Below are 25,277 nucleotides of genomic sequence, written 5' to 3' on the forward strand. Positions count from 1 at the left end.
GAGCATGCGCGCCGGCACTCCCGCCGTCCCTCGTGGTCTCGCTCGCATCCCTACTGGAAATAGTTTTCGTTTTCGTGTTCTAATGCTTGCTCGAAGCCGCCCGGAGAGGGAGACGTATGACCCAGCCGTACCGGCCAGCCGAGTGCCTGGAGGCCGTGAGCGCCTGCCTGGCGGAGGTGCTCGATCTCGACCCGCTACAGGTGCAGCCCGATGTGCTGCTCACCGAGCTGGGCTTGGAGTCGTTCACGGCCGTGCGGCTGCGGCGCCGGCTGCGCGAGGATCTCGACGCCGACCTGCCGCTAACCGTGTTCCTGGACGGGGCGACACCGCGCACGGTCGCGGCCGCAGTGGAGTCGGCGCGCCAGCAGGCCACCGACTCGATCCGAAGCGTCCCGGCGCAGGAAACCGCGTCCGCCGCCCCCGAGTGCGAGGCGTTTTCCCTCACAGCGGTCCAGGCTGCCTATCTGGTGGGCCGAGATCCGTCCTTTCCATTGGGCGGGGTGGCGACCTTCTTCTACTTCGAGTACGACCGGCAGCCCGTCGACGATCCGGAACTGGACGTGCTGCGGCTGGAGGCGGGCTGGAACCGGCTGGTCGTCCGTCATCCCATGCTGCGGATGGTGGTCGACGCCGACGCGCGGCAACGCATCGTGCCCGTGGCGCCGCCCTACCGCATCGCGGTGGTCGACCTGCGCGCCAGCGGCGACGATGAGGTCGCCGGTGAGCTCGCCCGGCTGCGGCACCAGTGTTCCCACCAGCTACGGCCGGTTGAGGTGTGGCCGCTGTTCGATGTGCGGGCGGCGCTGCTGCCGGGCGGGCGGACGCGTCTGTTCGTCGGGATGGACATCATCGCGCTGGACATGGCGAGCTGGATGCGGCTGATGGGCGAGTGGGGGCAGCTCACCGCTGACCCCGACGCCGACCTGCCTGAGGCGTCCACCACGTTCGCGGCGGTGCTGGCCCGCCGCGACCGCGATCCCGTTGAGGCGGCACGGCGGGCCGCCGATCACCAGTACTGGTCGCAGCGAGTGCCGGCCCTGCCGCCCGGGCCGGCCCTGCCATGGGCGAAGCCCGCCGCCGACCTCGGCGTGCCGCGTTTCACCCGGTACGCCGCAGAGCTGACCGACCAGCAGTGGGCGGGCCTGCGGCGCCGTGCTGCGGCCCGTGGCCTGTCCGCGACGGCGGTGCTGCTGGCCGCGTGCGCGCTGGTGCTGCACCGCTGGGGTGCCACCGCGCCGTTCTGCCTGAACACCACGCTGTTCGACCGGCCCGACGATGCCGACCTCGACGCCGTCGTGGGCGACTTCACCACCACGGTGCTGAGCGAGTCCCCGGCCCTCGACCTCACCGCATGGGACGGGTTCGGCTCGTACGCCGCCGTGGTGAACCGCCGGTTCTGGACGGACCTGGACCACCGCTCCGTCTCCACCGTCGAGGTGCTGCGCGAACACCGCGACGGCGACCTCACCCCGGCCTACCCGGTGGTGTTCACCAGCGGTGTCAGCCTGGGCGGCGACGGCGAGGCACCGACCGCCTGGCTCGGGCGGGAGGTGTTCGGGGTGTCGCAGACCCCGCAGGTGCTCATCGACCACATCGTGTGGGACGAGGGCGGCCGCCTGCGGATCGCCTGGGACACCGTCGACGGCTGCCTGCCCGACGGCTTCGCCGCCGCGATGCGCGATGCGCACCTGCGCCTACTGGGGCGTCTCGCCGACGATGAGGCTGCCTGGTCCGATCCGGCGCTCGGGTGGGATCCGTCGTTCCTGCCGGACGAGCCGCTGGACTGTGCACCGTTCGGCGACGCGGGACCGCTGATCGACGATCCGCTGCGGGCAGCCGCCGCGCTGGCGCCGGGCGCGGTCGCGCTGATCGGCGACGGTGGCCCGGTTACGCATGGCGATCTCGCGGCGCGCGCCAGGGGCACCGCCGCAGCGCTGACCAGCCTGGGTATCGGGCCCGGCGACCTGGTGGCGGTGGCGGCGCCCAAGGGGGCCGCCCAGATCGCCGCCATCCTCGGTGTCACGGCCAGCGGCGCCGGCTACGTCCCCGTGGAGCCGACCTGGCCGGCGCCCCGCATCGCCTCGGTATGTAGCCAGGCCGGCATCCGGCACGCCCTCGTGGTCGGCGACCCGGCACCGACGTGGCCGCAGGAGGTGCGGGTGCACCAGCTGCAACCAGACGGCACCCTGCCGGCACCGCAGGTCGACGGGTCCGACCGTCGCCGGGCGGCACCGGACGATCTGGCGTACAGCATCTTCACCTCCGGCTCGACCGGGCGACCCAAGGGCGTCGCGGTGGAGCACCGGCAGGCCCGCACCACCCTCGACGACCTGGCCGACCGGTTCCCGCTGACCGCCGACGATCGGGTTCTGGCGCTGTCGGCGATGAGCTTCGACCTGTCGGTGTACGACGTGTTCGCCATCCTCGGTGCCGGCGCGGCGATGGTGTTGCCGGATCCGGCCCGGCAGCGCGACCCGGGCCACTGGCTGGACCTGATGCAGCGTCACCGGGTCACCGTGTGGAACACCGCCCCGGCGCTGCTGGAGATGCTCGTCGAGTACGCCGAGATCGACCCGGACGCGGCCAGGGCCGCGCTGTCGACGCTGCGGCTGGTGCTGCTGTCCGGTGACTGGATCCCGGTCACCCTGCCCGACCGGCTGCGGGCCCTGGCCCCCGGGGCACAGGTGGTCAGCCTGGGCGGCGCCACCGAAGGCTCGATCTGGTCGCTCTGCTACCCGATCGGGCAGGTCGACCCGTCCTGGCCGAGCATCCCGTACGGGCGTGCGCTGCGCGGCCAGTCGTTCCACATCCTCGACGACAGCGGCCGGCCATGCCCCGTCGGGCAGGCCGGGGAGCTGTACATCGGCGGTGACGGGGTGGCCCGCGGCTACATCGGCGACCCGGAACAGACCGCACACCGCTTCTCCATCCACCCGGTGCTGTGCCGCCGCGTCTACCGCACCGGTGACCTCGGCCGGTGGCGGCCCGACGGCACCATCGAGTTCCTCGGCCGGGTCGACCGGCAGGTCAAGGTCCGCGGTCACCGCATCGAGCTGGGCGAGATCGAATCCGTGCTCGACCGGGCACCCGGCGTGCGGCAGTGCGTGGCCCGCTCCGTGCCCGGCCCGGATGGCCGTCCCCGCCTGGTCGTCTACGTCGCGGCCGCCGAACCGGCCGCCGCGCCCGGCGATGAGGATCTGGTGGCCCGGCTGCGGGCCAGCCTGCCGGACTACATGGTGCCGAGCCGGTTCGTCCGCCTGGCCGCGCTGCCGGTGACCGAGAACGGCAAGGTCGACCATGCCGCCCTGCCGAACCCGTACGAGACTTCTTCGTCCCCGGCTGCCGCCGTCGCGACCGTCCCGGCCGGGGCCGCTGAGACTCCACTTGCGCCGCAGCCTGCCGCCGACCGGTTGCCGGCGTTGCTGCAGCATGCCGTGCGCCTGGGTCTACAGCTGCGCGTCACCGTGCACCCGGGACGCCTCGACCCCGCCGCAGCCCTGGCGGCGGCGGCCGCCCTGGCGGCCGCCGGCCCGCTGCCCCTCGCCGACGGGTGCGAGATGACGCCCCGCCTGACCGACGACGCGCTGCTCGAGCTCACCCTCACCGCCCGCTCGGAGCCGCCGGCCGTCGACAACACGGCGATGGAGCCGTCGCTCGCGGCGTCCGCGTCCGCGGTCGCCCCAGGGATTGCCGATCTGCCTGACCCGGAGCTGGAGCGAGGCATCGCCGCCGTTCTCAGCGACCTGTTGGGCACGCCGGTCGACGTCACCACCCCGTTCTTCCGGCTCGGCGCCACCTCGCTGACCCTGGTCCGCGCCCACCGCAGGCTGGCCGCCGAGGTCGACGGCGAGCTGGCAGTGGTCGACCTGTTCACCCATCCCACGGTGCGCGACCTGGCACGTCACCTCACCGCCCGACGGTCCGGCGGCGCACCCACCGCCGCCGGGAGCCAGGACCTTCCCGCGTTGGTCGCCGCCACCGGCCCCCTGGAGGCCAGCACCCACTCCCCCGCCGGAGAACCGCCGCAGCCGCCCGTCGTTGCGCCGCGGCCGGCAGGCCGGCGGCAGGCTCGGGCCGTCGCGGCGGAGGCCGCCCGATGACCGGCGGGCCGATCGCCGTCACCGCCGCGTCCTGCCGGTTTCCCGGCGCGGCCGACGTCGACGCCTTCTGGCGGCTGCTCGTCGACGGCCGCGAGGGGCTGACCCGGTTCACCGACAAGGAGCTGGCCGAGCGCGGGGTGCCGCGACGCCTGCGCCGTGACCCGGGTTACGTGCCGGTCGGTGGGCTGATCGAGGGGCAAGAGCTGTTCGACCCGGCGCCGTTCGGGCTCACCGACGCCGAGGCCGCGCTGCTCGACCCGCAGCAGCGGCTGTTCCTGGAGTGCTGCTGGCAGGCCCTGGAGCAGGCCGGGCACGGCGGGGGCCGCGACGCCGGTGCGGTCGCCGTGTTCGCCGGCGCGGCGCACAGCGCGTACCTGACCAGCAACCTCGCCGGCCGATGGGACCCCACGGGCGGCGGCGCCGACCCGGGGGGCAGCCTGCAGACCGCGATCAGCACCCACACCGACTACCTGCCGCTGCAGGTCGCGTACCGGCTCAACCTGACCGGGCCGGCGATCGCGGTCAACACCACCTGCTCCACCTCCCTGGTCGCGGTGCACCTGGCCGCGCAGTCGCTGCTGGCCGAGGAGTGCGACACCGCGCTCGCCGGCGGGGTGTCGCTGATCGTGCCGCAGGGCCGCGGCTACCGGCACGTCCCGGACGGGATCTTCTCCGCCGACGGGCGGGTCCGCCCGTTCTCCGCCCGCGGCTCCGGCATCGTCTACAGCCAGGGGGTCGGTGTGGTGGTGCTGCGGCGGCTGACCGACGCTCTCGCTGACGGCGACCCGGTGCTCGCGGTGCTGCACGGCAGCGCGGTCAACAACGACGGCGCGGACAAGGCCGGCTTCACGGCCCCATCGGTGCGCGGGCAGGCCCGCGTCGTGGCCGAGGCCCTCGCGGTCGCCGGTGTCGAGCCGCGCCATGTCGGTTACGTGGAGGCGCACGGCACCGCCACCCGGCTCGGCGACCCCGTCGAGGTGGAGGCGCTACGGCGGGTTTTCGGCGCCGACGGGCCGGCCTGGTGCGGGCTCGGCTCGGTGAAGGGCAACATCGGCCACGCCAACTCCGCCGCCGGCATCGCGTCGTTCATCAAGACGGTGCTGGCCCGCCGCCACGGGATCGTGCCGGAGTCGCTGCACGCCAAGCCGGTCAACGACCTGCTCGGCCTGGACGGCTCCCCGTTCGACGTCGTCACCGAGACCCGGCCCTGGCCGGCCGCGCCGTACGCCGGAGTCAGCTCGTTCGGCATCGGCGGCACCAACTGCCATCTGGTGCTCGGCCCGGCACCGCAGCAGCCACCGTCTACCCCGGACGCGCGGCCGCAGCTGCTCGTCGCATCCGGCCACACCCCGCAGGCGGCCGCCGCCGCAGGGGCCGCGCTGGCCGCGGTGCCGGCCGACGAGCGGCTGGCCGATGTCGCGGACACGCTGCAGGTGGGCCGCGCGCACGGCCCGCACCGGGTGGCCGGCGTAGCGGCCGTGGGGCAACGGCGACGGATGTCGGCGCCGGTGGCCGCGGCGACGCGGCCACCCCGGCTGGTGTTCGCCTTCCCCGGCGCCGGCAGCGCGTTCGCCGGCATGGGTGGGCAGCTCTACGAGCAGGAACCCGTCTTCGCCGCCGCCGTTGACACGTGTGCCGACCTGCTCGCCGGCGAGCTCGGCGCCGACGTACGCGAGGCGCTGCGCCCGGAGACCGATCCGGCGCGGCTGGCCGACGCCGCGTTCGGGTTGCCGGCGCTGTTCGCCGTCTCGGTGGCCACCGCCCGACTGCTCGATAGCTGGGGTGTGCGACCGGACGTGGTGCTGGGCCACAGCGTCGGCGAGTACGCGGCCGCCGTCGCCGCGGGGGTGTTGAGCCTGCCTGAGGCCGCCCGCCTGGTCGCTGTGCGGTGCACGCACGTGGCCCGGTCGGCTGGTGGCGGGGCGATGCTGGCGGTGCCGCTGCCCGCCCGGGAGGTGACCGGGCTGCTCGCCGGGCATCCGGCGCTCGACCTGGCGGTGGTCAACGCGCCGGACGCGTGCGTCGTTGCCGGCCCGGCGGCGCCACTGCAGGCGCTGGAGGAGGCGCTGCAGGCCGACGGTGTCGCGGTGACTCGGCTGCGGGTGTCCGCCGGGTTGCACTCCCGGCTGGTCGAGCCGGCCCTGCCGGCGCTGCGTGCGGCGGCCGACACGGTCCGCCCGCGGCGGCCACGCGTCGAGTACGCGTCGACCGTCACCGGTGCCCTCGCCGACGCCGAGCTGACCGACTCCGGCTATTGGGTGCGGCAGCTGCGCCAGCCGGTGAGGTTCTCCGAGGCGCTCCGTGCCGCCGTCGGAGACGCACCGGCCGTGCTGGTGCAGGCCGGGCCGGGTGCCGCGTTGGTGGCCCTCGCCCGACGGCATGGGTTGGCCGCCCTTCGCGACGCGCTCGCGGCGCTGCCCGCCGACGAGCCGGGCGCCGACGCGGTCACTCTGCGGGAGGCTGTCGGCGGCCTGTGGTGCCACGGCATGCCGGTCGACTTCGCCGCCCTGCACCTGCCGGGCCGTCGCAAGGTCACCGCGCCCGGGTACGCCTTCCAACGCCGGCGCCTGTGGATCGACCCGGCGGACACCAGCAGCATCGCCGGCGCCGGCCAGACCGACACCGACGAGCCGCTGCTCGTGCCGGTCTGGCACCAACAGCCCCCGGCACCAGCCGCGCCGCGGCTGCCCGGCAACTGGCTCGTCGTGCCCGGCGTCGACCAGCGGCTCTCCCGGGCGGTCGTCGATGCTGTCCGCGCCGCCGGTGGCGCGGCCCGCATCTGCGACGCCGACAGTGACCTCGCGGGCCAGGACGAGCCGGCGTGGGCCGGACTGATCGTGCTACCCGGCGCGCCGGTCGCCGAGGACGTCGTGGATGCCGATGCCGATGCCGGTACGGGCGCCGTCATCGGTTCCGTGGCGGCTGAGGTGGACCGGGCCGCCACGCTGGCCGGCCAGCTCGCCGCAGCCCCGGTTCCGCTGCTCGTCCAGGTCACCCGCAACGCCGTCGCGGTCCTGCCGGTAGAGCGGCCGGATCCCGCCGGCGCTGCGGCCCGCGTGCTGCCCCGCGTCATCGCCCAGGAGCGGCGCGGGCTGCGGTGGCGCACCATCGACATCAGCGGCGACGACGGCTCCGAGACTGTCGCGGCCCACGTGGTCGCCGAGGTTGCGGATCTCGCCGCCGGTACCGGGTCGGGCGTCGAGGTGGCTGTCCGCGGCGAGCAACGCTGGCGGCGCACGGTTGTGTCGTGGCGCCCAGCAGCCGGGGATTTCTCCGAATCCGCCGCCGGGACCGCGGTGATCGTCGGCGGGCTCGGCGAGGTCGGCCTGACCATCGCCGGTCACCTCGCCGGCGCCGGCCACCGCGTGGTGCTCACCTCCCGGCACGGCGAACCGCCGCCGGACGGCGACCGCGGTCGGGCGCTGACCGCGCTGCGCGACGGCGCCGACGTCACCGTGCGCCGGCTCGACGTCACCGACGCTGCCGCCACCGCCGCCCTGCTGGCAGAGCTGTCCGACCGAGAGCCGCTCGCGCTGCTGGTGCACGCCGCAGCAGCAGTCGGCGACGACCGGTGGGGGATGCTGCGCGACACCGCACCCGCCGACGTCACCCGGCACCTCGCGCCCAAGCTGGCCGGCGCAGGCGTCCTGCGCGACGCCGTAGCCGTGCTGCCGGACGAGCGGCGCCCCGGTCTGGTGCTGCTGATGTCCTCTGCGGCCACCATGCTCGGCGGCGTCGGCACCGGCCCGTACGCGGCGGCCAACGCCGCCATGGAGGCGTTCGCCCACACCGCCGCCACCGGACGGACCCGGTGGCTGGCGGTGGCGTGGGACGGCTGGCGCACCAGCACCCACGGCGAAGACGTCGCCGTCACGCTGACGAACACTCTGGACGCCGCTGGCGGCCTCGCCGCCCTCGACCGGCTTCGCGGCGCGGTCACCGCACCACCGGTGGTGGCGGTGTCCCACCGCGACCTGGTCACGGCGATGGCCGACGCGGCCCGGGCCGGAGCGCAGGCCGCACCGGCCGCGTTGGACGCGGAATCTGCGCTGACGGCGGTCGAACGCGCGGTCGCCGATGTGTGGGCGCGGTTGACGGGCGGCCCGGTCGACAGCCCGACGGCTGACTTCTTCGCCCTCGGCGGCCACTCGCTGCTGGCGACGCGGATGCTCGCCGAGCTGCGCGACCGGTTCGGTGTCGACCTGCGCCTGCGTGACCTGCTCGACCACCCGACCGTCGCTGGCCTGGCCACGCTGCTGAACGCGGCAGCCGAACCCGCAGCGGTGGCGCCGCCGTCGCCGGCCCCGTCGCCGGCCCCGTCGCCGGCCCCGTCCCCGGCTGGTCCATCGGGCGTCGATGCGGACGGCACGTTCCCGCTCACGCGAGTGCAGCACGCCTACTGGGTCGGCCGCGCCGGCGGCTACCGGTGGGGCGACCGGCCCTGCCACTTCTACCTGGAGTACGACTGCCCGAACCTTGACCTCGACCGCTACCAGCAGGCGTGGCGGCAGGTGATCGACCGGCACCCGATGCTGCGGGCCGTCGTCACCACCCAGGGCCGCATACGGGTCCTCGACAACCTGCCCGCCTACCGCATCCGGGTCCACGACCTGACCGGCCCCGACGATGAGCACCGGCAGCGACGGCTGGCCACGCTGCGCGAGCGGATCTCCACCCGGCCTGGCCCGCCGGAGGCGTGGCCGCTGTTCAGCGTGCAGGCCGCCCGTCTTCCCGACGGGGCGGTCCGGCTGTTCATCGGCGTCGACGTGCTGATCTGCGACGCGTCGAGCTGGTGGCTGATCGACCGGGAGCTGCGCGCCTTCTACACCGACCCGCACGCGCCGCTGCCGGCGCCGGTGGTGCACCCCGCCGCCTGTGTGGCGGCGCTCGATGCCCGCCGCGCCGGCCCGGCCGCGGCGAAGGCTGCCGCGTACTGGCGCGAACGGCTGCCCGACCTGCCGCCGGCGCCGTCCCTACCCGTGGCCGAGCACACCGCCGCCGGGTTCGTGCGCCGGACCGCCCGGCTGTCCCCGACCCGGTGGCGGGCGCTGCAACGGCACGCCGCGCGGCACCGGCTCACTCCGAACGCGGTGCTGCTGGCCGCCTACGCCGATGCCCTGCAGGAGTGGTCCGGCAGTGACCGGTTCAGCCTCATGCTCACCCTGTTCGACCGGCCGGACGACCTGCCCGGCGCGGGTGCGGTCGTCGGTGACTTCACCTCCCTGATCGTGCACGAGGTGGACCGGCGCGAACCGGCGCCGTTCGTGGAGCGGGCCGCCGCAGCGCAGCAGCGGCTGTTCGCCGACCTGGACCACCGCGAGTTCTCCGCGCTGGACGCCCTGGCCGAACGCTCCGCCGCCGGAGGACAGCTCGCGTCGGTGCCGGTGGTGTTCACCGGCGCCCTCGGTGTGGCCGACATGATCGGCGAGGACCACGACCTGCAGTGGGCCGGCCGGCAGGTGTACGGGGTCAGCCAGACCCCGCAGACCCTGCTCGACCATCAGGTCCTCGAACAGGGCGGCGAGCTGTGGCTGCAGTGGGACGCCCTCGAACCGGTCCTCGACCCCGACCAGGTCCAGGCGGCGTTCGACTCCTACACCACCGCGCTGACCCGCCTGGCCGACGACGCGGACGCCTGGACCGACCAGCCGGCCGCCGGCTCACGCACGCCGCCACCTCAGCCAGCCACGTACCGGCCGGCACCGGCCGAGCTGCCGGACGTCGCGCTGCCGATCCGCGCCGGCACCGGCGCGCACACGCTGTTCCTGATGCACCCGTCCGGCGGGGACATCCTGTGCTACACCGAGCTGGCCCGGCTGCTCCACAACCGGGTGAACGTGGTGGCGCTGACCGACCCGGCGCTGGTCGGCGCGGCCGCGCCCGACACCATCGCCGACCTCGCCGCGCTGTACCTGGCGGTGGTCCGGCGGGTACAGCCGGCCGGGCCGTACCTGATCGGCGGCTGGTCGATGGGCGGCAGCGTCGCCCAGGAGATGGCCCGCCAGGCCCATGCCGACGGCATCCGGGTGCCGCTGCTGGTCATGGTGGATTCCAACGACCCGACCTACATCTGCCCGATTTCCGGCACGCCGCCGCAGGTGCAGGCCGATTTGGTCGTCCGCCACCTCGGCGCGCTGGAGGCCTACCTCGGCATCGACCTGGACAGCACCCGGCCTGGCCTGCGGGAGCGGCTGGCCGCCGCCGCCGAGGACGACCGCCTCGGCCACGCCGAACGGCAGCTGCGTGCCTACCGGCTGCTCGGCCGCGGCGAGCAGGTCCGCGACCGGCTGGCTGTCCTCGACCGTCACCTGCGGGCTCTGGCCGCCCACGAGCCTGCCCGGCTCGACGCCGCCGACACCGCCACCCTGCTGGTACGCGCGGAGCAGCCGGCACCGCGCAACTCCGGCATCGGCATGGGCGTCGACGACACCCCACACGGCGAAGCCGACCTGGGCTGGACCCGGCATCTGACCGGTCCGCTGCGCACCGTCGGCGTCGACGCCCACCACTACTCGGTGCTGCGCCGACCCGCGGTCGCCGCCGTCGCCCACGCGATCAACGAAGCACTGCACCCGCACCTGTCCACGAACAACGACATCCGATCCTGAAGGTGATCATGGCAACTCCCCTACGGCGCCGGCGTGCCGGCGTCCTGACCGTCCTCGCGCTGCTGGCCACCATGGCCGGCTGCGGCGGCACCGCCGCGCCGGCCACGACCAGCTCCGGCGACACGCTGCGCTACGTGTCGATCGGCTCGTCCGCCACGGCCAGCAACGACCCGCACGGCGGGCTGGCCAACGAGTCCGACGCGCTGCGTTTCGCCCTGACCTACGACGTGCTCACCGCCCAGGGGCCCGACGGCCGCACCCAGCCGCGGCTGGCCGAGTCCTGGCAGCCCGACAAGACCCTGACCAGATGGCGGTTCACCCTGCGCCGCACCGCGGTGTTCAGCGACGGCCGGCCGGTGCGCGCTGCGGACGTGCTGTACTCGCTGCGGCGCATCGAACGCAAGGCCGCCGAGAACTACGGCCGGCTTGCCGCGTTCGACCTGGCCGCCTCGCAGGTCGTCGACGAGCACACCGTCGAGGTCGTCAGCCGGCAGCCGTTCGCCGACGTACCCCGCGCCCTGGAGTCGGTGACGTTCGTGGTGCCCGAGGGCAGCGACGACTTCACCAACCCGGTGCCCGGGTCCGGGCCGTTCCGGCTGATCAGCAGCGACGCCCAGACCGCGGTGCTGGAACGCCACGACCGGTGGTGGGGTCCCACCCCGCCGCTGCGGCGGGTCGAGGTTCGCGCCGTGGCCGACCCACAGGCCCGCGCGCAGGCCGTGCTGTCCGGGCAGGCCGACGTGGCTGCCAGCATCGCCCCGACGGCGGCGAAGCAGGCCGAAGGTCGCGGTGACCTGACGCTGGTGCGCCGCCCGGCGGTGACCATGTACCCGTTCGTGATGCGCACCGATCGCAAGCCCTTCACCGACGCGCGGGTACGTGAGGCGGTCAAGCTGGCCGCCGACCGGCCGGCGCTGGTGCAGGCGGCGTTCCTCGGCTACGGGCAGGTCGGCGACGACGTGCTCGCCCCGGCTGACCCGTCCGCCCCGACCGGGATGGCCCCGCGCCAGCGCGACGTCGCCCGGGCCAAGCAGCTGCTGGCCGACGCCGGCTACGGCAACGGCCTGACGGTCACGCTGCACACCACCACTTCGTACCCGGGCATGGACACCGCCGCCACCCTGTTCGCCCGTCAACTGGCCGAGGCCGGTATCACGGCGCAGGTGAAGTTGAACCCGCCGGACACCTACTTCACCAACGTGTGGGCCAAGCAGGACTTCTACACCGGCTACTTCGGCGGCATCCCGTTCTTCGACGTGGCCCGGGTGGCGCTGCTGTCCACCTCCCCCACCAACGAGACGGCCTGGAAGCGGCCGGCGTTCGACACCGCCCTGAACGCCGCCCTGGCCAACCCCGACGAGGCCGCCCGCAACCGGGCCCTGGGTGAGCTGCAGCGGCAGGTCCGCGACGAGGGCGGCTACGTCGTGTGGGGCACCGGCGACGGCCTGGACCTGACCCGCAAGGGTGTGCAGGGCCTGCCCACCGGTCCGGGGTTCGCCCGGCTGTTCATCGACCAGGTTCGGATCGAAGCATGATCCGCCGGCTGGTGCGGGCGCCGCTGCTGCTGGTCGGGGTCTCGGTGCTGGTGTACGCCGCCACCGAGGCCCTGCCCGGCGACGCCGCGGACGCCCGCACCGCCGGGCGAGCCACCGCCGCGCAGCTGGCCGAACTCCGTACCCGCACCGGCCTGGACGCCCCGGCCTGGCAGCGGTACCTGGACTGGGCCGGCGGCCTGCTGCGCGGCGATGCCGGTGTGTCGCTGCTGTCCGACCGGCCGGTGGCCGACCTGATCGGCCAGCGGCTGCCGGCCACCGCCGCCCTGGCTGCCGCCGCCCTGGCGGCGGCCGTGCCGGCGATGCTGGCGCTGGCCTGGGTCGCCGGTGCGCCGTCGCGGACCGGCCGGATCGCCGCAGCCGCTGTCACCGCCGCGGCGGCGGTGCCGCAAGTGGTGGTCGCCGCCGGCCTGACCGCCGTGTTCGCCGGGATGCTCGCCTGGCTGCCGCCGGTGTCGCTGCTGCCGCCCGGCGGCACCCCCGCCGACCCGCGGGCGCTGACGCTGCCTGTGCTCAGCCTGGCGCTGCCGTCGGCGACGTACGGGGCGGCCCTGCTGCGCGGCGTCGTCGCTGACGCCGCCGCCCGGCCGTACGTGCGGGACGCGCACCTGCGCGGGCTGCCCCGGTGGCGCGTCGCCGTTCTCTACGTCGGCCCGATGCTGCTGGCCCCGGCCGCGCGGGTCGTCGCGGTGGTCGCCGGTGGGCTGGTCGCGTCGACCGCGGTGGTGGAGACCCTGTTCGGCTACGCCGGGCTCGGTGAGCTGCTCACCGGGGCCGTGGCCAACCGGGACACGCCGGTGGTGCAGGCGGTGGCGATGCTCGCCGCCGCGGTCGTGCTCGCCGGTCTGTTCCTCGCCGACCTGCTCGCCGCCGCCACCGACGCGCGGAGCGCACCCGCATGACCAGCCCCGCTGCCTGGCTCTCCCGCGTCCGGCACGGCGCCTGGACCGGGGCGGCGGCCGTGACGGTCGTCGGCCTGCTGGCGGTGGCGGGCGGCATCCTGGCTCCCCACGATCCCACCGCCCCGGTTGGTGCCCCCTGGACGCCGCCGGGCCCCGACGCCGTATGGGGCACTGACGCCCTCGGCCGCGACGTGCTGTCGAGGGTGCTCGCCGGCGGCCGGTATCTGGCGGTGACCGCCGCTGCGGCGGCGGTCACCGCCAGCGCGGTCGGGGTGGCCGGCGGGCTGGTCGTCGGCTGGCACCGCGGCCGGGTTGCCCGGCTGCTGACCGCCGGCATGGACCTGCTGCTGGCGGTGCCGCTGCTGCTGATCGCGATGGTCCTCGCCGTCGCGCTGCCGGGCCCGGCGGCGGTGGTCGCGGGCACGGTGTGCGGGGGCACCCCGTTGACCCTGCGGGTGGTCGCCGACACCGTCACCGCGGTGCGGCACACCGGGTACGTCGAGGCCGCCCTCGGCCGCGGCGAGTCCGACCCGGTGATCCTGGCGCGGGAGGTGCTGCCCGCGCTGGCCGGGCTGGTCCGCGCGGACCTGGCCGCCCGGTTCGTCGTCGCCCTGCAACTGGCTGCCGCGCTGAGTCTGCTGGGTCTGGGGCCGGCGCCACCCGCGCCCGACTGGGCCGCCATGATCCGGGAGAACCTCACCGGCGCGGCTCTCAACCCCGCTGCGCTGGCCGCACCCGCGGCCGCGCTGGCCGTGGTGTCCCTGCTCGTCACGGTCGCCGGTCAGCTCGCCGGCCGCACCCGCGGACGGCCGGCATGACCGGCAACGGCGCTACATCAGACGCGGCGGTGGCCGGCGGGCTGTCCGTCACCGGCCTGCACGTCGTGGACACCGCCGGACGCACCGTGATCGGCCCGGTCGACCTGCACGCCGGCCCGGGCGAGGTCGTGGCGCTGGTCGGCCCGTCCGGCGCGGGCAAGACGGTCCTGCTGTCGGCCGTGCTCGACGCGCTGACACCGCCGCTGCGACGCGCGGCAGGTCAGGTGCGCTGGCAGGGCACAGTCGTCGCGCCCGGCGCGGCGGCCCGCCGGTGGCGGCGTCGCCGCGTCGGGGTGGTCGGCCAGGATCCCGCCCAGGCGCTGCACCCGTTGCGGCGCGCCGCCGCGCTGGTCGCCGAAAGCGGCGCCGATGTCGTATCCAGCCGGGCAGCGCTCGCCGCGGTCGGCCTCGACCCGGCCAGGTACGCCGACCGTCGCGCCCACCAACTCTCCGGCGGACAGGCCCAGCGCGTCGCCGTCGCCCGGGCGGTAGCCGCCCAACCCGGTCTGCTGGTCCTCGACGAGCCGACCAGCGCTCTGGACGAGGCGGCCATGCAGCTCATGGCCGCCGCGGTCCGCGTCCGGCGTGGCGATCCCCGCTGCGTCACCCTGCTCGTGTCGCACGACGCCGCCGTCGTGGCCGCCCTCGCCGACCGCGTCGTACAGATCGGCGCACCGGCGACGGCCGCGGCGACCGGATCGGTGTCGCGGCCGGCGCCTGGGGCCACACCGCTGCTGAACGTTCGCGGCCTGACGGTGTCGCAGCCGCCCGGCGGGGCCGCCCTGCTGCGCGAGGTCGACTTCCAGGTGGCGGCGGGCGAGTTCGTCGCGGTGCGCGGACCGTCCGGCTGCGGAAAGAGCACCCTGCTGCGGGCCCTGGCGGGGCTGCATCCGGTTGACGCCGGGCACGCCCGGCTGAGCGACACGGACCTGCCGTGGCCGGTCCGCCACCGAACCCGGCCGCTGCTGCGGGCCGTCCAACTGGTCGGCCAGCACCCGGCCGACGCGCTCAACCCCGCCCACCGCGTCGGCGCCACACTGGCCCGCCCGCTACGCACCCTGGCCGGCGTCGACGCCCCCGACACTCACATCGCGCGGCTGCTGACCCAGGTCGGTCTCGACCCGGACATCGCCGCACGCCGCCCCCACGAGCTGTCCGGCGGGCAGCGGCAACGCGTCGCGCTCGCCCGCGCCCTGGCGGCCGGACCGCGGCTGCTGCTGGCCGACGAGGTCACCGCCGCGCTCGACGCCGCCACCGCGGCCGGTGTCCTGGACCTGCTCGACCAGCTACGCGGCGACGGCCTGGCGGTGCTCACCGCCAGCCACGACCCGGCGGTCGCCGCCCGCACCGACCGCGTCCTGCTCCTGCACGACAACCACCTCGCCTCGGAGGACCCTGCCCATGCCCGTTGACTCGCCCACCCCAACCAGCCAGGCCGCCGCCGTGCTGGCCGCGCACCCGTGGATCGCCGCCGCGTACCCCGACGAGGCGGGCCTGCGGATCGCGCCCGAACCCGCCGCGCTGGCTGTCGGCGACCACCCCGGCGCGCTGGTCGTCGAGTTCCTCGACCACTGGAGCGAGCTGTACGAGGCGACGTACGCCGGCGCGCACGGCCGCCACGCCGACGACCTGGACCTGTCCGGCTGGCGGGCCACCGACACCGGCCAGCCGCTGCCCACCGACCACATGACCGAATGGGTCGATCGGACCGTCGCGCTCATCCGTGGCACCGGAGCCCGGCACGTGCTCGAACTCGGCTGCGGCACCGGGCTGCTGATGCACCGCCTGCACCCGCACCTGACCGGCTACGTCGGCACCGACGTCGCCGAACACGCCGTAGCCACCCTGGCCGCGGCCGCGCCGCCCACCGTGCGGGTGCTGCGCGCCGCCGCCCACGAGCTGGCCGGCGCGCCCGTACGACGGGCCCTGCACGAGCTGGGCTTCCCGGGCGGGCGGCCGGACTGCGTCGTGCTCAACTCGGTCACGCAATGCTTCCCCACCGTCGCCTACCTGACCCACGTCGTGGCCACCGCCATCGACCTCGTCGCCCCGGGCGGCGCCGTGGTCGTCGGCGACGTGCGCCACGCCGGCCTGCACGAGGACTTCTGCCGGTGGGCCGAACGCGCCGCCGACCCGGACGCCGGCGGCGCCACCGTGGCCGCGCGGGCGACGGCCCGCGCGGCCCGGGAGGAGGAGCTGCTCGTCGACCCGGCCACCATCGCCGTCGCCACCGGCGGCAGCGGCCGGGCTGTCCAGGTCGGCGTGTACGCCAAGACGATGCGGGCCGACACCGAACTGACCCGCTACCGCTTCGACACCGTGCTGCACGTCGATACCGCGGCCCCGGCGTCGCGTCCGCCCGCCGTGCGGTGGGCTGACCTGCCAGCACCCGACCGCCTCGACGCGGTCCGGGAGCTGCTGGTCGACGGACCCGTCCACGTGCAAGGCATCCCCAACGCACTGCTACACCCGGGCGCCCCGGACGCGGTCACCGCGCACGCGCTGCACGGCGTGGCGGGCGACCGCGGTGCCGTGCTGCTGGACCCGCACGACCCCAAGCTGCTGGAGCTGGTCGCACCAGCCAGCGCCGTTCCGGTTCCCGCCGCTGCCTTCGCCGGCGGCGACCGGCAGGCCCACGAGCCGCTGCCCGCGTTCGTGCGCCGACGCCTGACCGAGGAGGCCCGTCGCACCCTGCGCCGCCGCCTGCCCGCAGCCGCCGGCATCCCGGTCCGCGTCGACCTGGGCCGGGCCGCAGGATGAGCATCGAGTTGATCCGGCAGCGGGCGGCGCAGGCCGGCGAGCAGGCCATGACCGAGGTGAACCGGGCGGCGTTGCCGGGATTCATGCGCCGGCTCGACGAGGCGGCGCTGGTGGCAATGGCGGCCACGCTGCACGCTGGCGGCGCTTTCCGGGCAGGTGTGGCGGGCACCGCGGACGAGGTCGGTGACCTGCTGCGCGTCGCCCCTCGGCACCGGTGGATCCTGCGCCGCTGGCTGGCCGTACTCACCGCCGAGGGCTGGCTGCGTCACGACGCCGGCCCCGGCCGCTACCACGGGCTACGCCCGGCCACCCACGATGACCTGGCCGCCACCGCCCGCGACCTCGACGCCGCCCGCGCCGGCCTGGGCTACCCGGCCGCGATGACCCAGTTCTTCACCACCACTGCGGTGCACCTGCCGCAACTGCTCCGCGACGAGGTGCCCCTGCAGGCGCTGCTGTTCGCCGACGACGACCTGGCCACCGCCGAGGCCGCCTACAAGGACAACGTGATCAACGGCTACCTCAACTCGGTCACCGCCGCCGCCCTCGCCGCGTTGGCCGGCCGGCACCGTAGGCCGGGGCCGCTGCGAATCCTGGAACTCGGCGCCGGCGTCGGCGGCACCACCACCGACGTGCTGCCCGCGTTGGCCGGGCAGCCGGTGACCTACCACTTCACCGACGTGTCCCGGTTCTTCCTCGACACCGCACGGCACCGATTCGCCGCCTACGACTTCCTCACCTACGGGCTGTTCGACATCAACCGCCACCCCACGGAACAGCTACCCGCCGGCTCGCAGGATGCCATCGTCGCCGCCAACGTCGCGCACAACGCGGTCGACATAACCCGGCTGCTGGCGGGGCTGCGCACGCTGCTGGCACCCGGCGGCCACCTGCTGCTCATCGAATCCTGCCGCGAGCACTACCAGATCGCCACGTCGATGCAGTTCCTCATGTCCGCCCGCCCGGGCACCCCGGCGGCCGGCAGCGGCGACCTACGCGCTGGCACTGATCGGATCTTCCTCACCCGCACCCAGTGGCTGACGCAACTGTCCGCCGCCGGGTTCACCGGCGTGCTGGACCTGCCGCATCCCGACGATCCGCTGAGCGCCCTCGGCCAGCACGTCTTCCTGGCAGCCCGGTGAGCCGCCGGGGCTCTGCCGCTGCGGCCAGCGGCCGTCGCCGTCCCGCTGCCTCACCCGGCGCGTACGGCACGCACCACATCCTTGGGGCCGACCTCGGCGCGCAGCCCCGCCTCGGCCAACTCGGCCCTCAGGTCGTGCTCCGACAGTACGTGCCAGGGGTAATCGACGGTGTGTTCCCGCAGCACAACGTCGCCTTCGAGCACTCGGTAGCGCATCCGCCAGGTCACCGTGTCGGGCCCGGCCGGCTCGGCGCTGCCGCCGCCCTCATAGGTGTGCCGGCCGATGCGCACCGCGCCGAAGGCGGTGAACCCGACTACCGCCGGCTCGGCCGGCGGCTGCAGGTTGACCACCAGGGGCGCGCCGGGCGCCAGGCGCGCGGCGACCCGGTGCCAGAATTCGCGCCGGTCCTGCGGGGGCAGGTGTCCGATCATGTTGGCCGCGAGCACCGCGCCGAGCCGCTCGGGTAGTGGCGCGCCGAGTGCGTCGCCGGCCAGCACGGTAACCCGCTCGCGCAGGTCCGCGTCGGCGACGACGCGGGACAGCAGCACCGCGCGCAGGACCGGCGACGGCTCCACGGCCAGCACCGCCGCGGTGGGGCAGGCATCAGCAAGTATTTGCGTACCGAGGCCGGTGCCGGCGCCGACGTCGAGCACCGGCCCGTGCTCGGGATCGACCCCGCGCAGCGCCGCCCGCACCGGATCGCGGAGCACCTGCCATGGCGGTCCACTCAGGACCTCGATGAACTCCCCCGACGCTTCGTATCCGTCTTCCATGCCGCCAGGCTAGTGGAAACCGTTCTCATTTTCGACTAGGCTGCCATGGTGACATCCCGGCCATCACCGCTGGAGGCTGCGACGCCCATGACCCTCACCTCGACCGCCGCCTCCACCGAGCACGACCAGACCACCGTGCTGGCCGGCATCTGGGCCGAACTGCTCGGCATCGACCCCGACGCGCTGCCCCGTGACGTCAGCTTCCTGCGCCTGGGCGGCGACTCCGTGCTGGCCGTACGGATGTCCGCGCTGGTGCGCCGGCGACTCGGCGTGCAGCTCGCCCTGTCCGACGTACGCGTCGACACCACGCTCACCGAACTGGCCGCCCTGGTCGCCAGCCGCGCCAACGGCACCACGACCGGCGACCGGCCTCTGCCCGTAGACCTGCGCCGCCGCGCCGACCCGGCAGCGCCGTTCCCGCTGCTGCCGCTGCAGCAGGGCTACTTCGTCGGCCAGCAGGACGGCTGGGAGCTGTCCTACGACTCCGCGCACTACTACCTGGACCTCGCCCTGACCGACGTCGACCCTGACGAGGCACCGGAGGCGCTGCGCGACGCGCTGCAGCGCCTGGCTGCCCACCAGCCCACCCTACGGGCCCGGGTCACGCCGGAAGGCCACCAGCACGTGCTGCCCCTCGAGCATCCCGGCGCGGTTCCGCCGCTGCACGTGCTCGACCTGCGCGACGATCCGGACCCCGACGCTCGGCTGGAGGTGCTGCGCCGCGAGATGAGCACCCGCGGCCCCGATCCCACCCGCGGGCCCGGCGTCGACGTGCGGCTGAGCCTGCTGCCCGCCGGCCGGGGTCGACTGCACCTGTCGCTGAGTCTGCTGCTGGTCGACGGCTGGTCGTCCAACGTGCTCACCCGCGAGCTGCTCACCCTCGCCGCCGACGTCAACGCCACCCTGCCCGCCCTCGACGTCGACTTCGGCGACTACGTCAACGCCCTCGAGCAACTTCCCGCCACCACCGGCTGGCGAGCCGACCGAGATTGGTGGCGGGCGCAACTGCCGAGCTGGCCTCCGGCGCCGGCGCTACCGCTGGCCCGCGACCCCGCCGAGGCGACGCCTCAGGTGATGGCGAACCGGGAGGCCCGGCTGCCGGCAGCCGTCTGGACGGCGCTGCGGCAGCGGTGCGCCGAGCAGGGCGTCACACCGTCCGTAGCCCTGCTCACCGTCTACGCCACGGTGCTGGCCCGCTGGGCCGGGCACCACCGGCTGCTACTGAACACGTTGCAGCTCAACCGGCTTCCGCTGCACCCCGACGTGCACCGCCTCGTCGGAGCGTTCGCCTCCACCATGCTGCTGCCGGTCGACCTGCCACCGGGTGCCAGCTTCGCCGAGCTGGCCGGGCAGACCCAGCGCCGGTTCGCCGAGCACACGGCCCACAACCTTGTCTCGGGTGTCGAGATCGCCCGCGATCTCGCCCGCCTGCGGGGCACCCATCGACCGGTCGCCCCGGTGGTGTTCCTCAGCACCATCGGCATGGACGCGGCGATGGGCGAACGGGCGCCCCGGCACGCGGGCCCGCTCGGCGACGTGAACGCCGCCGACCACCACCACCAGCTGCGTACCCCGCAGGTGGCCCTCGAAGCGCGCCTGTTCGAACTTGACCACGAACTCGTACTGGTGTTCAGCACCGTCGCCGAGATCCTGCCCGCCGAACAGGTCGACGGGGCGTTCGCCGAGTTCGTCGACCAGGCTGCCGCCCTCGCCGACGCCGACGCCTGGCATGAGTCGGTGCCGCTGCCTGCCGCACCGGACCCCGACCCCCTCGCCGGTGGCCTACGCCTCGGCCTGCTCGACGAGGCACCGCAGGCCGGCGACGACGACCCCGGCCCGCCCCGCGATCGCGTCGAGGAACAGATCGCCGCCGTCTTCGCCGAACTGCTCGGCGTCGCGGTCACCGACCGCACCACCAACTTCTTCACCCTCGGCGGCGACTCCCTGCTCGCCGTGCGCGCCCTCGCCCGGCTCGCCCGCGACGGCCTCGCGGGCGCCACCGTGCGGGACTTCCTCGCCGCGCCCACCGTTGCCGGCCTCGCCGCCGCCGGTCGCCCCACCCCGACCCAGTAGAGGGAGCACCAACGAGGTGTACGACGTCATCATCATCGGCGCTGGCTCCGCCGGGCTCAGCGCCGCCCAGGTCCTCGGCCGCCAGCAGCGCCGCACCCTGCTCATCGACGGCGGCCCACCGCGCAACCACCCCGCCGACGGCATCCACATGTACCTCAGCCGCGACGGGTTCCCACCCCTGCGCCTACTCGACACCGGCCACCGCGAACTGGCCGCCTACCCCAGCGTCGAGATCCGTCAGACCCGCGTCGAGGCCGCCCACGGCAGCATCGACGACTTCACCGTCACCCTCACCGACGGCACCATCCACCACGCCCGCCGCCTGCTACTGGCCACCGGCCAAGTCGACGAACCCTGGCCCATCGACGGCGTCGCCGAACGCTTCGGCCGCAGCGTCTTCCATTGCCCCTTCTGCCATGGCTGGGAAGCCCGCGGCAAGAGCATCGCCGTGCTCGGCCGCGAACCCGCCCAGGTCATGCTCGCCGCCTACCTCGCCGACCGGTACACCGACGACGTCGTCGTCGCCACCCACGGCCCGCACCAGCTACCCGAGCCGATCCTGGACAACCTCAAGGCGCTGAACATTCCCCTCATCGAGCAGCCGCTCACCACGCTCACCGGCGACCTCGACGCGCTGCAGCTGCACCTCGCCGACGGCACCACCCTGGACCGGCAGGTCGTCTTCCACCGGGCGCCCACCCGCCAGCACGCACCCCTGGCCGCCCAGCTCGGCGCCGAACTACTGCCCGACGGCTACGTGCGCGTCGACGAGTTCGCCCAGACCACTGTGCCCGGCGTGTCCGCCGCCGGCGACCTCGCCCGCCTGCCCGCCCTACCCGACGGGCTCACCCTCGTCAGCCAGGCCGCCGCCGACGGCGTACGCGCCGCCGTCTGGCTCGAACAGGGCCTGTTCCGCGCCGGCCTACCCGTCCCACTTGGCTGACAGCCCCTTGGCCGGCTGCCACGCCGATAGCTCCCCAACGAGGATGAAGGGTCGCGTCGCAGTACTCGGCCCGGCGGGGCGTCCACGGGCACATTTATGGCTCGAACGCCCGCCGGCCTCCGGCGCGCCCTACTCATACGGGTTCTTGGGTGGCGTGATCTTCTGCCAGGTGTCCACCTCCAGGTACGGGATGTCGGATCCGTTGATCGGGTCCTTGGCGGTTTGCGGAACCCACCGGCCGGTGGCCTGCACCCAGCTATCGGTGGGCAGACGGGGCACATCGCCGCTGAGGCCGATCTTGACGGGTATGCCGTCGGCGGCACAGCAGCTGAGGATGATGCGGGCGAGCATGGGTTGGCCGTCCGCGCCGGGTGCGATGAAGCCGGTCAGCTGGACCTGCCGGTCGCGCAGCGTCTTGCCCTCGCCGTAGAGGGCGCGGGAGCCGTAGTCGAGGAGGGTGAGCTTGACCGGGTCGCCCGACGGCAGGGGCGGGAAGGGGCTGTACTCGCCCGACGTTCCCTCGGTCTCCTGCCGGCTGCTGGTCAGGGCGGAGCCGGCGCGAGCGGCGGTGTCGGCGCCAAGAGCCGACGGCGCGACGAAGAGCAACGCAAGAGTCGGCAGCAGTAGCAGCCAACCCGCCGCCGGCCCGGAGTGGTCGTGCCCGTGCCCGTCGTCGTCGGCGGAGTGGGCATCCGCCTCACGCGGGCCACGGAACTCCTGCACTAAGGCCACCACGGCGGCGATGATCAGCAGGATCGCGGCGGCGATGAGGAACGGCTGTAGGCCCTGTTTGACGTAGCGTAGATACACGTCGGTGACGCTGGCGCGCAGGATCGCACCACCGAAGAACACCATCACCACGGCCTGAGCGCCCCGGTTCACCAGATCACCATCCCCACTGCTGCCGCGACCAGCACGGCCAAGACGAAGGTCGCCGGCGCGAACCGGACGGCGAACCGCCGCCCGAACATCCCGGCCTGCATGGACACGAGCTTCAGGTCAACCATCGGACCGACCACGAGGAACGCCAGCCGCGCGGTCAAGGAGAACTGCGACAACGACGCGGCGACGAACGCGTCCGCCTCCGAGCAGATCGACAACAGCACCGCCAGGGCCGCCAGCGCCAGCACCGACAGCACCGGACGGGCGGCCAGGTCGTGCAGGAACTGCTGCGGGACGGCCACGTTGATCGTGGCCGCCGCCATCGCGCCGAAGACGAGGAACCCGCCGGCGTGGATGATGTCGTGCCGGCAGGCCGCCCAGAACGCCGCCATCCGCGGCAGGCCGTCGAGGTGCGCCCGATGCGGCAGGCGGATCCACTCGGTGCGGCCCAGCCGCAGCCACAACCATCCGATCAGCACCGCCACCACAAGGCTCGCCCCGCCGCGGGCGGCGACCATCTCCGGGTTACGCGGGAACGCCACGGCGGTCGCGGTCAGCACAATCGGGTTGATCGCCGGCGCGGCCAGCAGGAACGCCAACGCGGCGGCGGGAGTGACCCCGCGGCGGATCAACGACCCCGCGATCGGCACCGACCCGCACTCACAGCCGGGCAGCACGACCCCGGCCGCGCCGGCGACCGGCACGGCGAGCGCCGGATGCCGGGGCAGGGCCCGGGCCCAGAACGAACGCGGCACGAACACCGCGATGACTGCCGACAGCACCACCCCGAACACAAGGAACGGCACCGCCTGCACCATCACCGACACGAACACCGTCAACCACGTCTGCAACCGCGGATCAGCGAACAACCCGCCAATCTGCCGGTACAGGACGCCGACGAGGATGAGGACCACGCACAGCACTTCGACAGAACCGATCGCCCGACCGCGTTTCGGCGGCGTGGGCTTCGAATCCGTCCCCGATGACGGGTGCGGGTGCTGCTCGCCGGGCGGCGCGGCAGGGGGCGCGGAATCGGTCGTGCTCAGGGCGATCACCTTCTCCAATGTCCAATGCAGGGCATGCTGGAGTGAGAACGTGAGGCAGGGCCCGTAGCGGCGAAGGCCACCACCCCTTGCGTCGGCCTGCGCCGCGAGGGTCCGCATGCCTGCGGGGATGACTGACTCACGCACGGACTCCTCCGACGACAACCACCCAGCGGCGGGCGAACGAGGAGCATCATCCGGCTATTGAAATCGACTGTCACTACGTCTCCGCCGGTCGTGATCAGTCTGTGACAAGGCACCAGGCCACTCTGGGTCTGATGCAGCACGCGGCCGCTGCCGCAACCCCACGGCATCCGCCAAAGGAAATCGGTTGCCAACTTGAGCAGACTCGCCAGGTTCAGCGGCCGCTTTCCCAGCCGTCATCCGGGCCCGCCGTGGCGAACTCGCCGGCGGATCCGCCCAACCGGACGTGATCGGCATCAGACATCGGCCCAGCCCACGAGCGCTTCCAGATCCGGTTTTCCATCCGAACCGGCACACCCATGAGCGCTGTGGGCCGTTGAGCCCCTGGGCCGGCCGGACCGTCGGGGCTGAGCCCGAGCATCAACTGTCGGCATACGAGCCCCGCCCACCCGGTCACCGGCCACTGTGGCGGCAGGCCGAAGAGCAGGCCAACGCGCCTGATCGCCCAACTGATGTGCCTCCTGCCCGCATCCTTGCCGGACATCTTTCGTATCGACGGATGAAACTTCGTGTTCTCTGAGCCGAACTATCGACTGGGCGTGGTCAAAGGCCTTACGCTCCGAGCCAAACGACCATCGATGCGGGGGATGCCATGTCCCGTCGAACCGGAAGACCGTCCTACCTCCTGGCCTCACCTGCCCGGCAACAGCGATCCACGACAAGGATGGGCGCGGGCGCTGCCGCGGCGGCGTTGGCTCTGGGCCTGGTCGGCGGACTGATCGGGTTCGCCGTAGGCCAGCCAAGCCCGACCGAAGCAGGCATCGCACAGATGCGCGAAGCCAACGCCAAACGCGACGTCCAGCAGATCATCGAACTCACCGAGATGGCCCGCAAAACAGCCGACCAGCTCTCGCCGATCATTCTCGCCATCAAGCAGGACTCGGACGCCGGACGGACGCCCGAGGCGACTCAGGTCCACCAATGGCAGCAGACCATGCGCCAGCTAACCGAACAGTTCGACGACCCACCGTCGGGCACGACCGCAACCAACGTAGCCCGTGGTGGCCTCAGAAGCGCGGTGGATCAGGGCACCATCGCGGTCGACTCTGTCTCCCTCGCCGTCACCAGCCCCGCCCCCGTACGCAAGAACCAGTTGGCGCTGGCGGCGCGGCAAGCGGACCTCGCGTCGGTCACCTGGTCGATTGCCGCGGCCCAGCTTGACCAGATCAATATCGACGCCGGCCGGGGCCACCAACACGTCTACCTAGACGCCGGCGATGCAGAGGGTGCTTTCACGCCAGATGGCGCCGCCGAAGGCTCCGACGGCTGAAACCGACCGCCGCCCTGGTCATCGCCGGGTAGCGGTCAAGGAAGGCGTAGAAGCCGCCGGGTCTACGGTCGGCAGCAGGTCGGGGTACCAACCGAGCGGCCGGTTGCCGGCATACTGCGGGCATGGCTGACGGGCTCCATGGACCAAAGGTCGTCCGCGCTGGGGAGTCTCCCTCCTGGTCCTTCTTGCTGGGGATGCAGGCCTTG

14 protein-coding genes are annotated in these 25,277 nt (G+C 74.0%); 11 read left to right on the top strand and 3 right to left on the bottom strand.

Features of this window, described 5'->3' with window-relative positions; translation table 11 throughout:
* Positions 1–116 precede the first annotated feature (116 nt).
* The 8 genes from ACFYM6_RS21715 to ACFYM6_RS21750 are packed head-to-tail and all read left to right on the top strand — an operon-like array spanning position 117 to position 17,883.
* On the top strand, positions 117–4,100 hold the full coding sequence (locus ACFYM6_RS21715) for an amino acid adenylation domain-containing protein (protein ID WP_387278053.1): 3,984 nt from the start codon (positions 117–119) through the stop codon (positions 4,098–4,100).
* A complete protein-coding gene (locus ACFYM6_RS21720; protein ID WP_387278055.1) occupies positions 4,097–10,708 on the top strand; it encodes an SDR family NAD(P)-dependent oxidoreductase in 6,612 nt (2,203 codons plus the stop codon). Before ACFYM6_RS21715 ends, ACFYM6_RS21720 begins: the two co-directional genes overlap by 4 nt.
* A gap of 8 nt (positions 10,709–10,716) precedes the next feature.
* A complete protein-coding gene (locus ACFYM6_RS21725) occupies positions 10,717–12,243 on the top strand; it encodes an ABC transporter substrate-binding protein (protein ID WP_387278057.1) in 1,527 nt (508 codons plus the stop codon).
* Entirely contained in the window at positions 12,240–13,163 is a 924-nt protein-coding gene (locus ACFYM6_RS21730; protein ID WP_387278059.1) for an ABC transporter permease subunit, read from the top strand. Before ACFYM6_RS21725 ends, ACFYM6_RS21730 begins: the two co-directional genes overlap by 4 nt.
* Positions 13,160–13,981 (top strand): ABC transporter permease subunit, encoded by an 822-nt coding sequence (locus tag ACFYM6_RS21735; RefSeq protein ID WP_387278061.1) that lies wholly within the window; start codon positions 13,160–13,162, stop codon positions 13,979–13,981. The genes ACFYM6_RS21730 and ACFYM6_RS21735 overlap by 4 nt, the downstream gene beginning before the upstream one ends.
* The gene (locus tag ACFYM6_RS21740) at positions 13,978–15,393 is read left to right on the top strand and encodes an ATP-binding cassette domain-containing protein (protein ID WP_387278063.1); all 1,416 of its coding nucleotides are present in this window, start codon (positions 13,978–13,980) and stop codon (positions 15,391–15,393) included. Before ACFYM6_RS21735 ends, ACFYM6_RS21740 begins: the two co-directional genes overlap by 4 nt.
* Positions 15,383–16,741 (top strand): class I SAM-dependent methyltransferase, encoded by a 1,359-nt coding sequence (locus ACFYM6_RS21745; RefSeq protein WP_387278065.1) that lies wholly within the window; start codon positions 15,383–15,385, stop codon positions 16,739–16,741. The genes ACFYM6_RS21740 and ACFYM6_RS21745 overlap by 11 nt, the downstream gene beginning before the upstream one ends.
* Positions 16,738–17,883, top strand: coding sequence for a class I SAM-dependent methyltransferase (locus ACFYM6_RS21750; protein WP_387278067.1), 1,146 nt, complete (start codon positions 16,738–16,740; stop codon positions 17,881–17,883). The genes ACFYM6_RS21745 and ACFYM6_RS21750 overlap by 4 nt, the downstream gene beginning before the upstream one ends.
* Before the next feature lie 50 nt (positions 17,884–17,933).
* Here ACFYM6_RS21750 and ACFYM6_RS21755 read toward each other — a convergent pair whose 3' ends face one another.
* Positions 17,934–18,656 (bottom strand): class I SAM-dependent methyltransferase, encoded by a 723-nt coding sequence (locus ACFYM6_RS21755; RefSeq protein ID WP_387278069.1) that lies wholly within the window; start codon positions 18,654–18,656, stop codon positions 17,934–17,936.
* Positions 18,657–18,743: 87 nt separating this feature from the next.
* On the opposite strand from ACFYM6_RS21755, the gene ACFYM6_RS21760 reads away from it, so the two are divergent.
* Positions 18,744–20,729, top strand: coding sequence for a condensation domain-containing protein (locus ACFYM6_RS21760; RefSeq protein WP_387278071.1), 1,986 nt, complete (start codon positions 18,744–18,746; stop codon positions 20,727–20,729).
* Positions 20,730–20,745: 16 nt separating this feature from the next.
* Entirely contained in the window at positions 20,746–21,672 is a 927-nt protein-coding gene (locus tag ACFYM6_RS21765) for an NAD(P)/FAD-dependent oxidoreductase (RefSeq protein WP_387278073.1), read from the top strand.
* Between the two features lie 129 nt (positions 21,673–21,801).
* On the opposite strand, the gene ACFYM6_RS21770 is transcribed toward ACFYM6_RS21765, so the two are convergent.
* Both ACFYM6_RS21770 and ACFYM6_RS21775 read right to left on the bottom strand, forming a co-directional pair.
* Complete coding sequence (locus tag ACFYM6_RS21770) at positions 21,802–22,554, bottom strand: TIGR03943 family putative permease subunit (RefSeq protein WP_387278074.1); 753 nt, start codon at positions 22,552–22,554, stop codon at positions 21,802–21,804.
* Complete coding sequence (locus ACFYM6_RS21775; RefSeq protein WP_387278137.1) at positions 22,551–23,600, bottom strand: permease; 1,050 nt, start codon at positions 23,598–23,600, stop codon at positions 22,551–22,553. Before ACFYM6_RS21775 ends, ACFYM6_RS21770 begins: the two co-directional genes overlap by 4 nt.
* Positions 23,601–24,465: 865 nt before the next feature.
* Between ACFYM6_RS21775 and ACFYM6_RS21780 the strand changes: the two genes are divergently transcribed.
* Positions 24,466–25,071, top strand: coding sequence for a hypothetical protein (locus tag ACFYM6_RS21780; RefSeq protein ID WP_387278076.1), 606 nt, complete (start codon positions 24,466–24,468; stop codon positions 25,069–25,071).
* The last annotated feature ends 206 nt before the right edge of the window (positions 25,072–25,277 follow it).

Origin of the sequence: Micromonospora sp. NPDC006431 (assembly GCF_042870725.1) — a bacterium.
GTDB lineage: Bacteria > Actinomycetota > Actinomycetes > Mycobacteriales > Micromonosporaceae > Micromonospora.

Bases quoted from the DNA above. Each gene is read 5' to 3' on its own strand.
- ACFYM6_RS21720 (WP_387278055.1), top strand. From the start codon at position 4,097: ATGACCGGCGGGCCGATCGCCGTCACCGCCGCGTCCTGCCGGTTTCCC.
- ACFYM6_RS21745 (WP_387278065.1), top strand. From the start codon at position 15,383: ATGCCCGTTGACTCGCCCACCCCAACCAGCCAGGCCGCCGCCGTGCTG.
- ACFYM6_RS21755 (WP_387278069.1), bottom strand. From the start codon at position 18,656: ATGGAAGACGGATACGAAGCGTCGGGGGAGTTCATCGAGGTCCTGAGT.
- ACFYM6_RS21740 (WP_387278063.1), top strand. From the start codon at position 13,978: ATGACCGGCAACGGCGCTACATCAGACGCGGCGGTGGCCGGCGGGCTG.
- ACFYM6_RS21760 (WP_387278071.1), top strand. From the start codon at position 18,744: ATGACCCTCACCTCGACCGCCGCCTCCACCGAGCACGACCAGACCACC.
- ACFYM6_RS21750 (WP_387278067.1), top strand. From the start codon at position 16,738: ATGAGCATCGAGTTGATCCGGCAGCGGGCGGCGCAGGCCGGCGAGCAG.
- ACFYM6_RS21715 (WP_387278053.1), top strand. From the start codon at position 117: ATGACCCAGCCGTACCGGCCAGCCGAGTGCCTGGAGGCCGTGAGCGCC.
- ACFYM6_RS21735 (WP_387278061.1), top strand. From the start codon at position 13,160: ATGACCAGCCCCGCTGCCTGGCTCTCCCGCGTCCGGCACGGCGCCTGG.
- ACFYM6_RS21780 (WP_387278076.1), top strand. From the start codon at position 24,466: ATGGGCGCGGGCGCTGCCGCGGCGGCGTTGGCTCTGGGCCTGGTCGGC.
- ACFYM6_RS21725 (WP_387278057.1), top strand. From the start codon at position 10,717: ATGGCAACTCCCCTACGGCGCCGGCGTGCCGGCGTCCTGACCGTCCTC.
- ACFYM6_RS21730 (WP_387278059.1), top strand. From the start codon at position 12,240: ATGATCCGCCGGCTGGTGCGGGCGCCGCTGCTGCTGGTCGGGGTCTCG.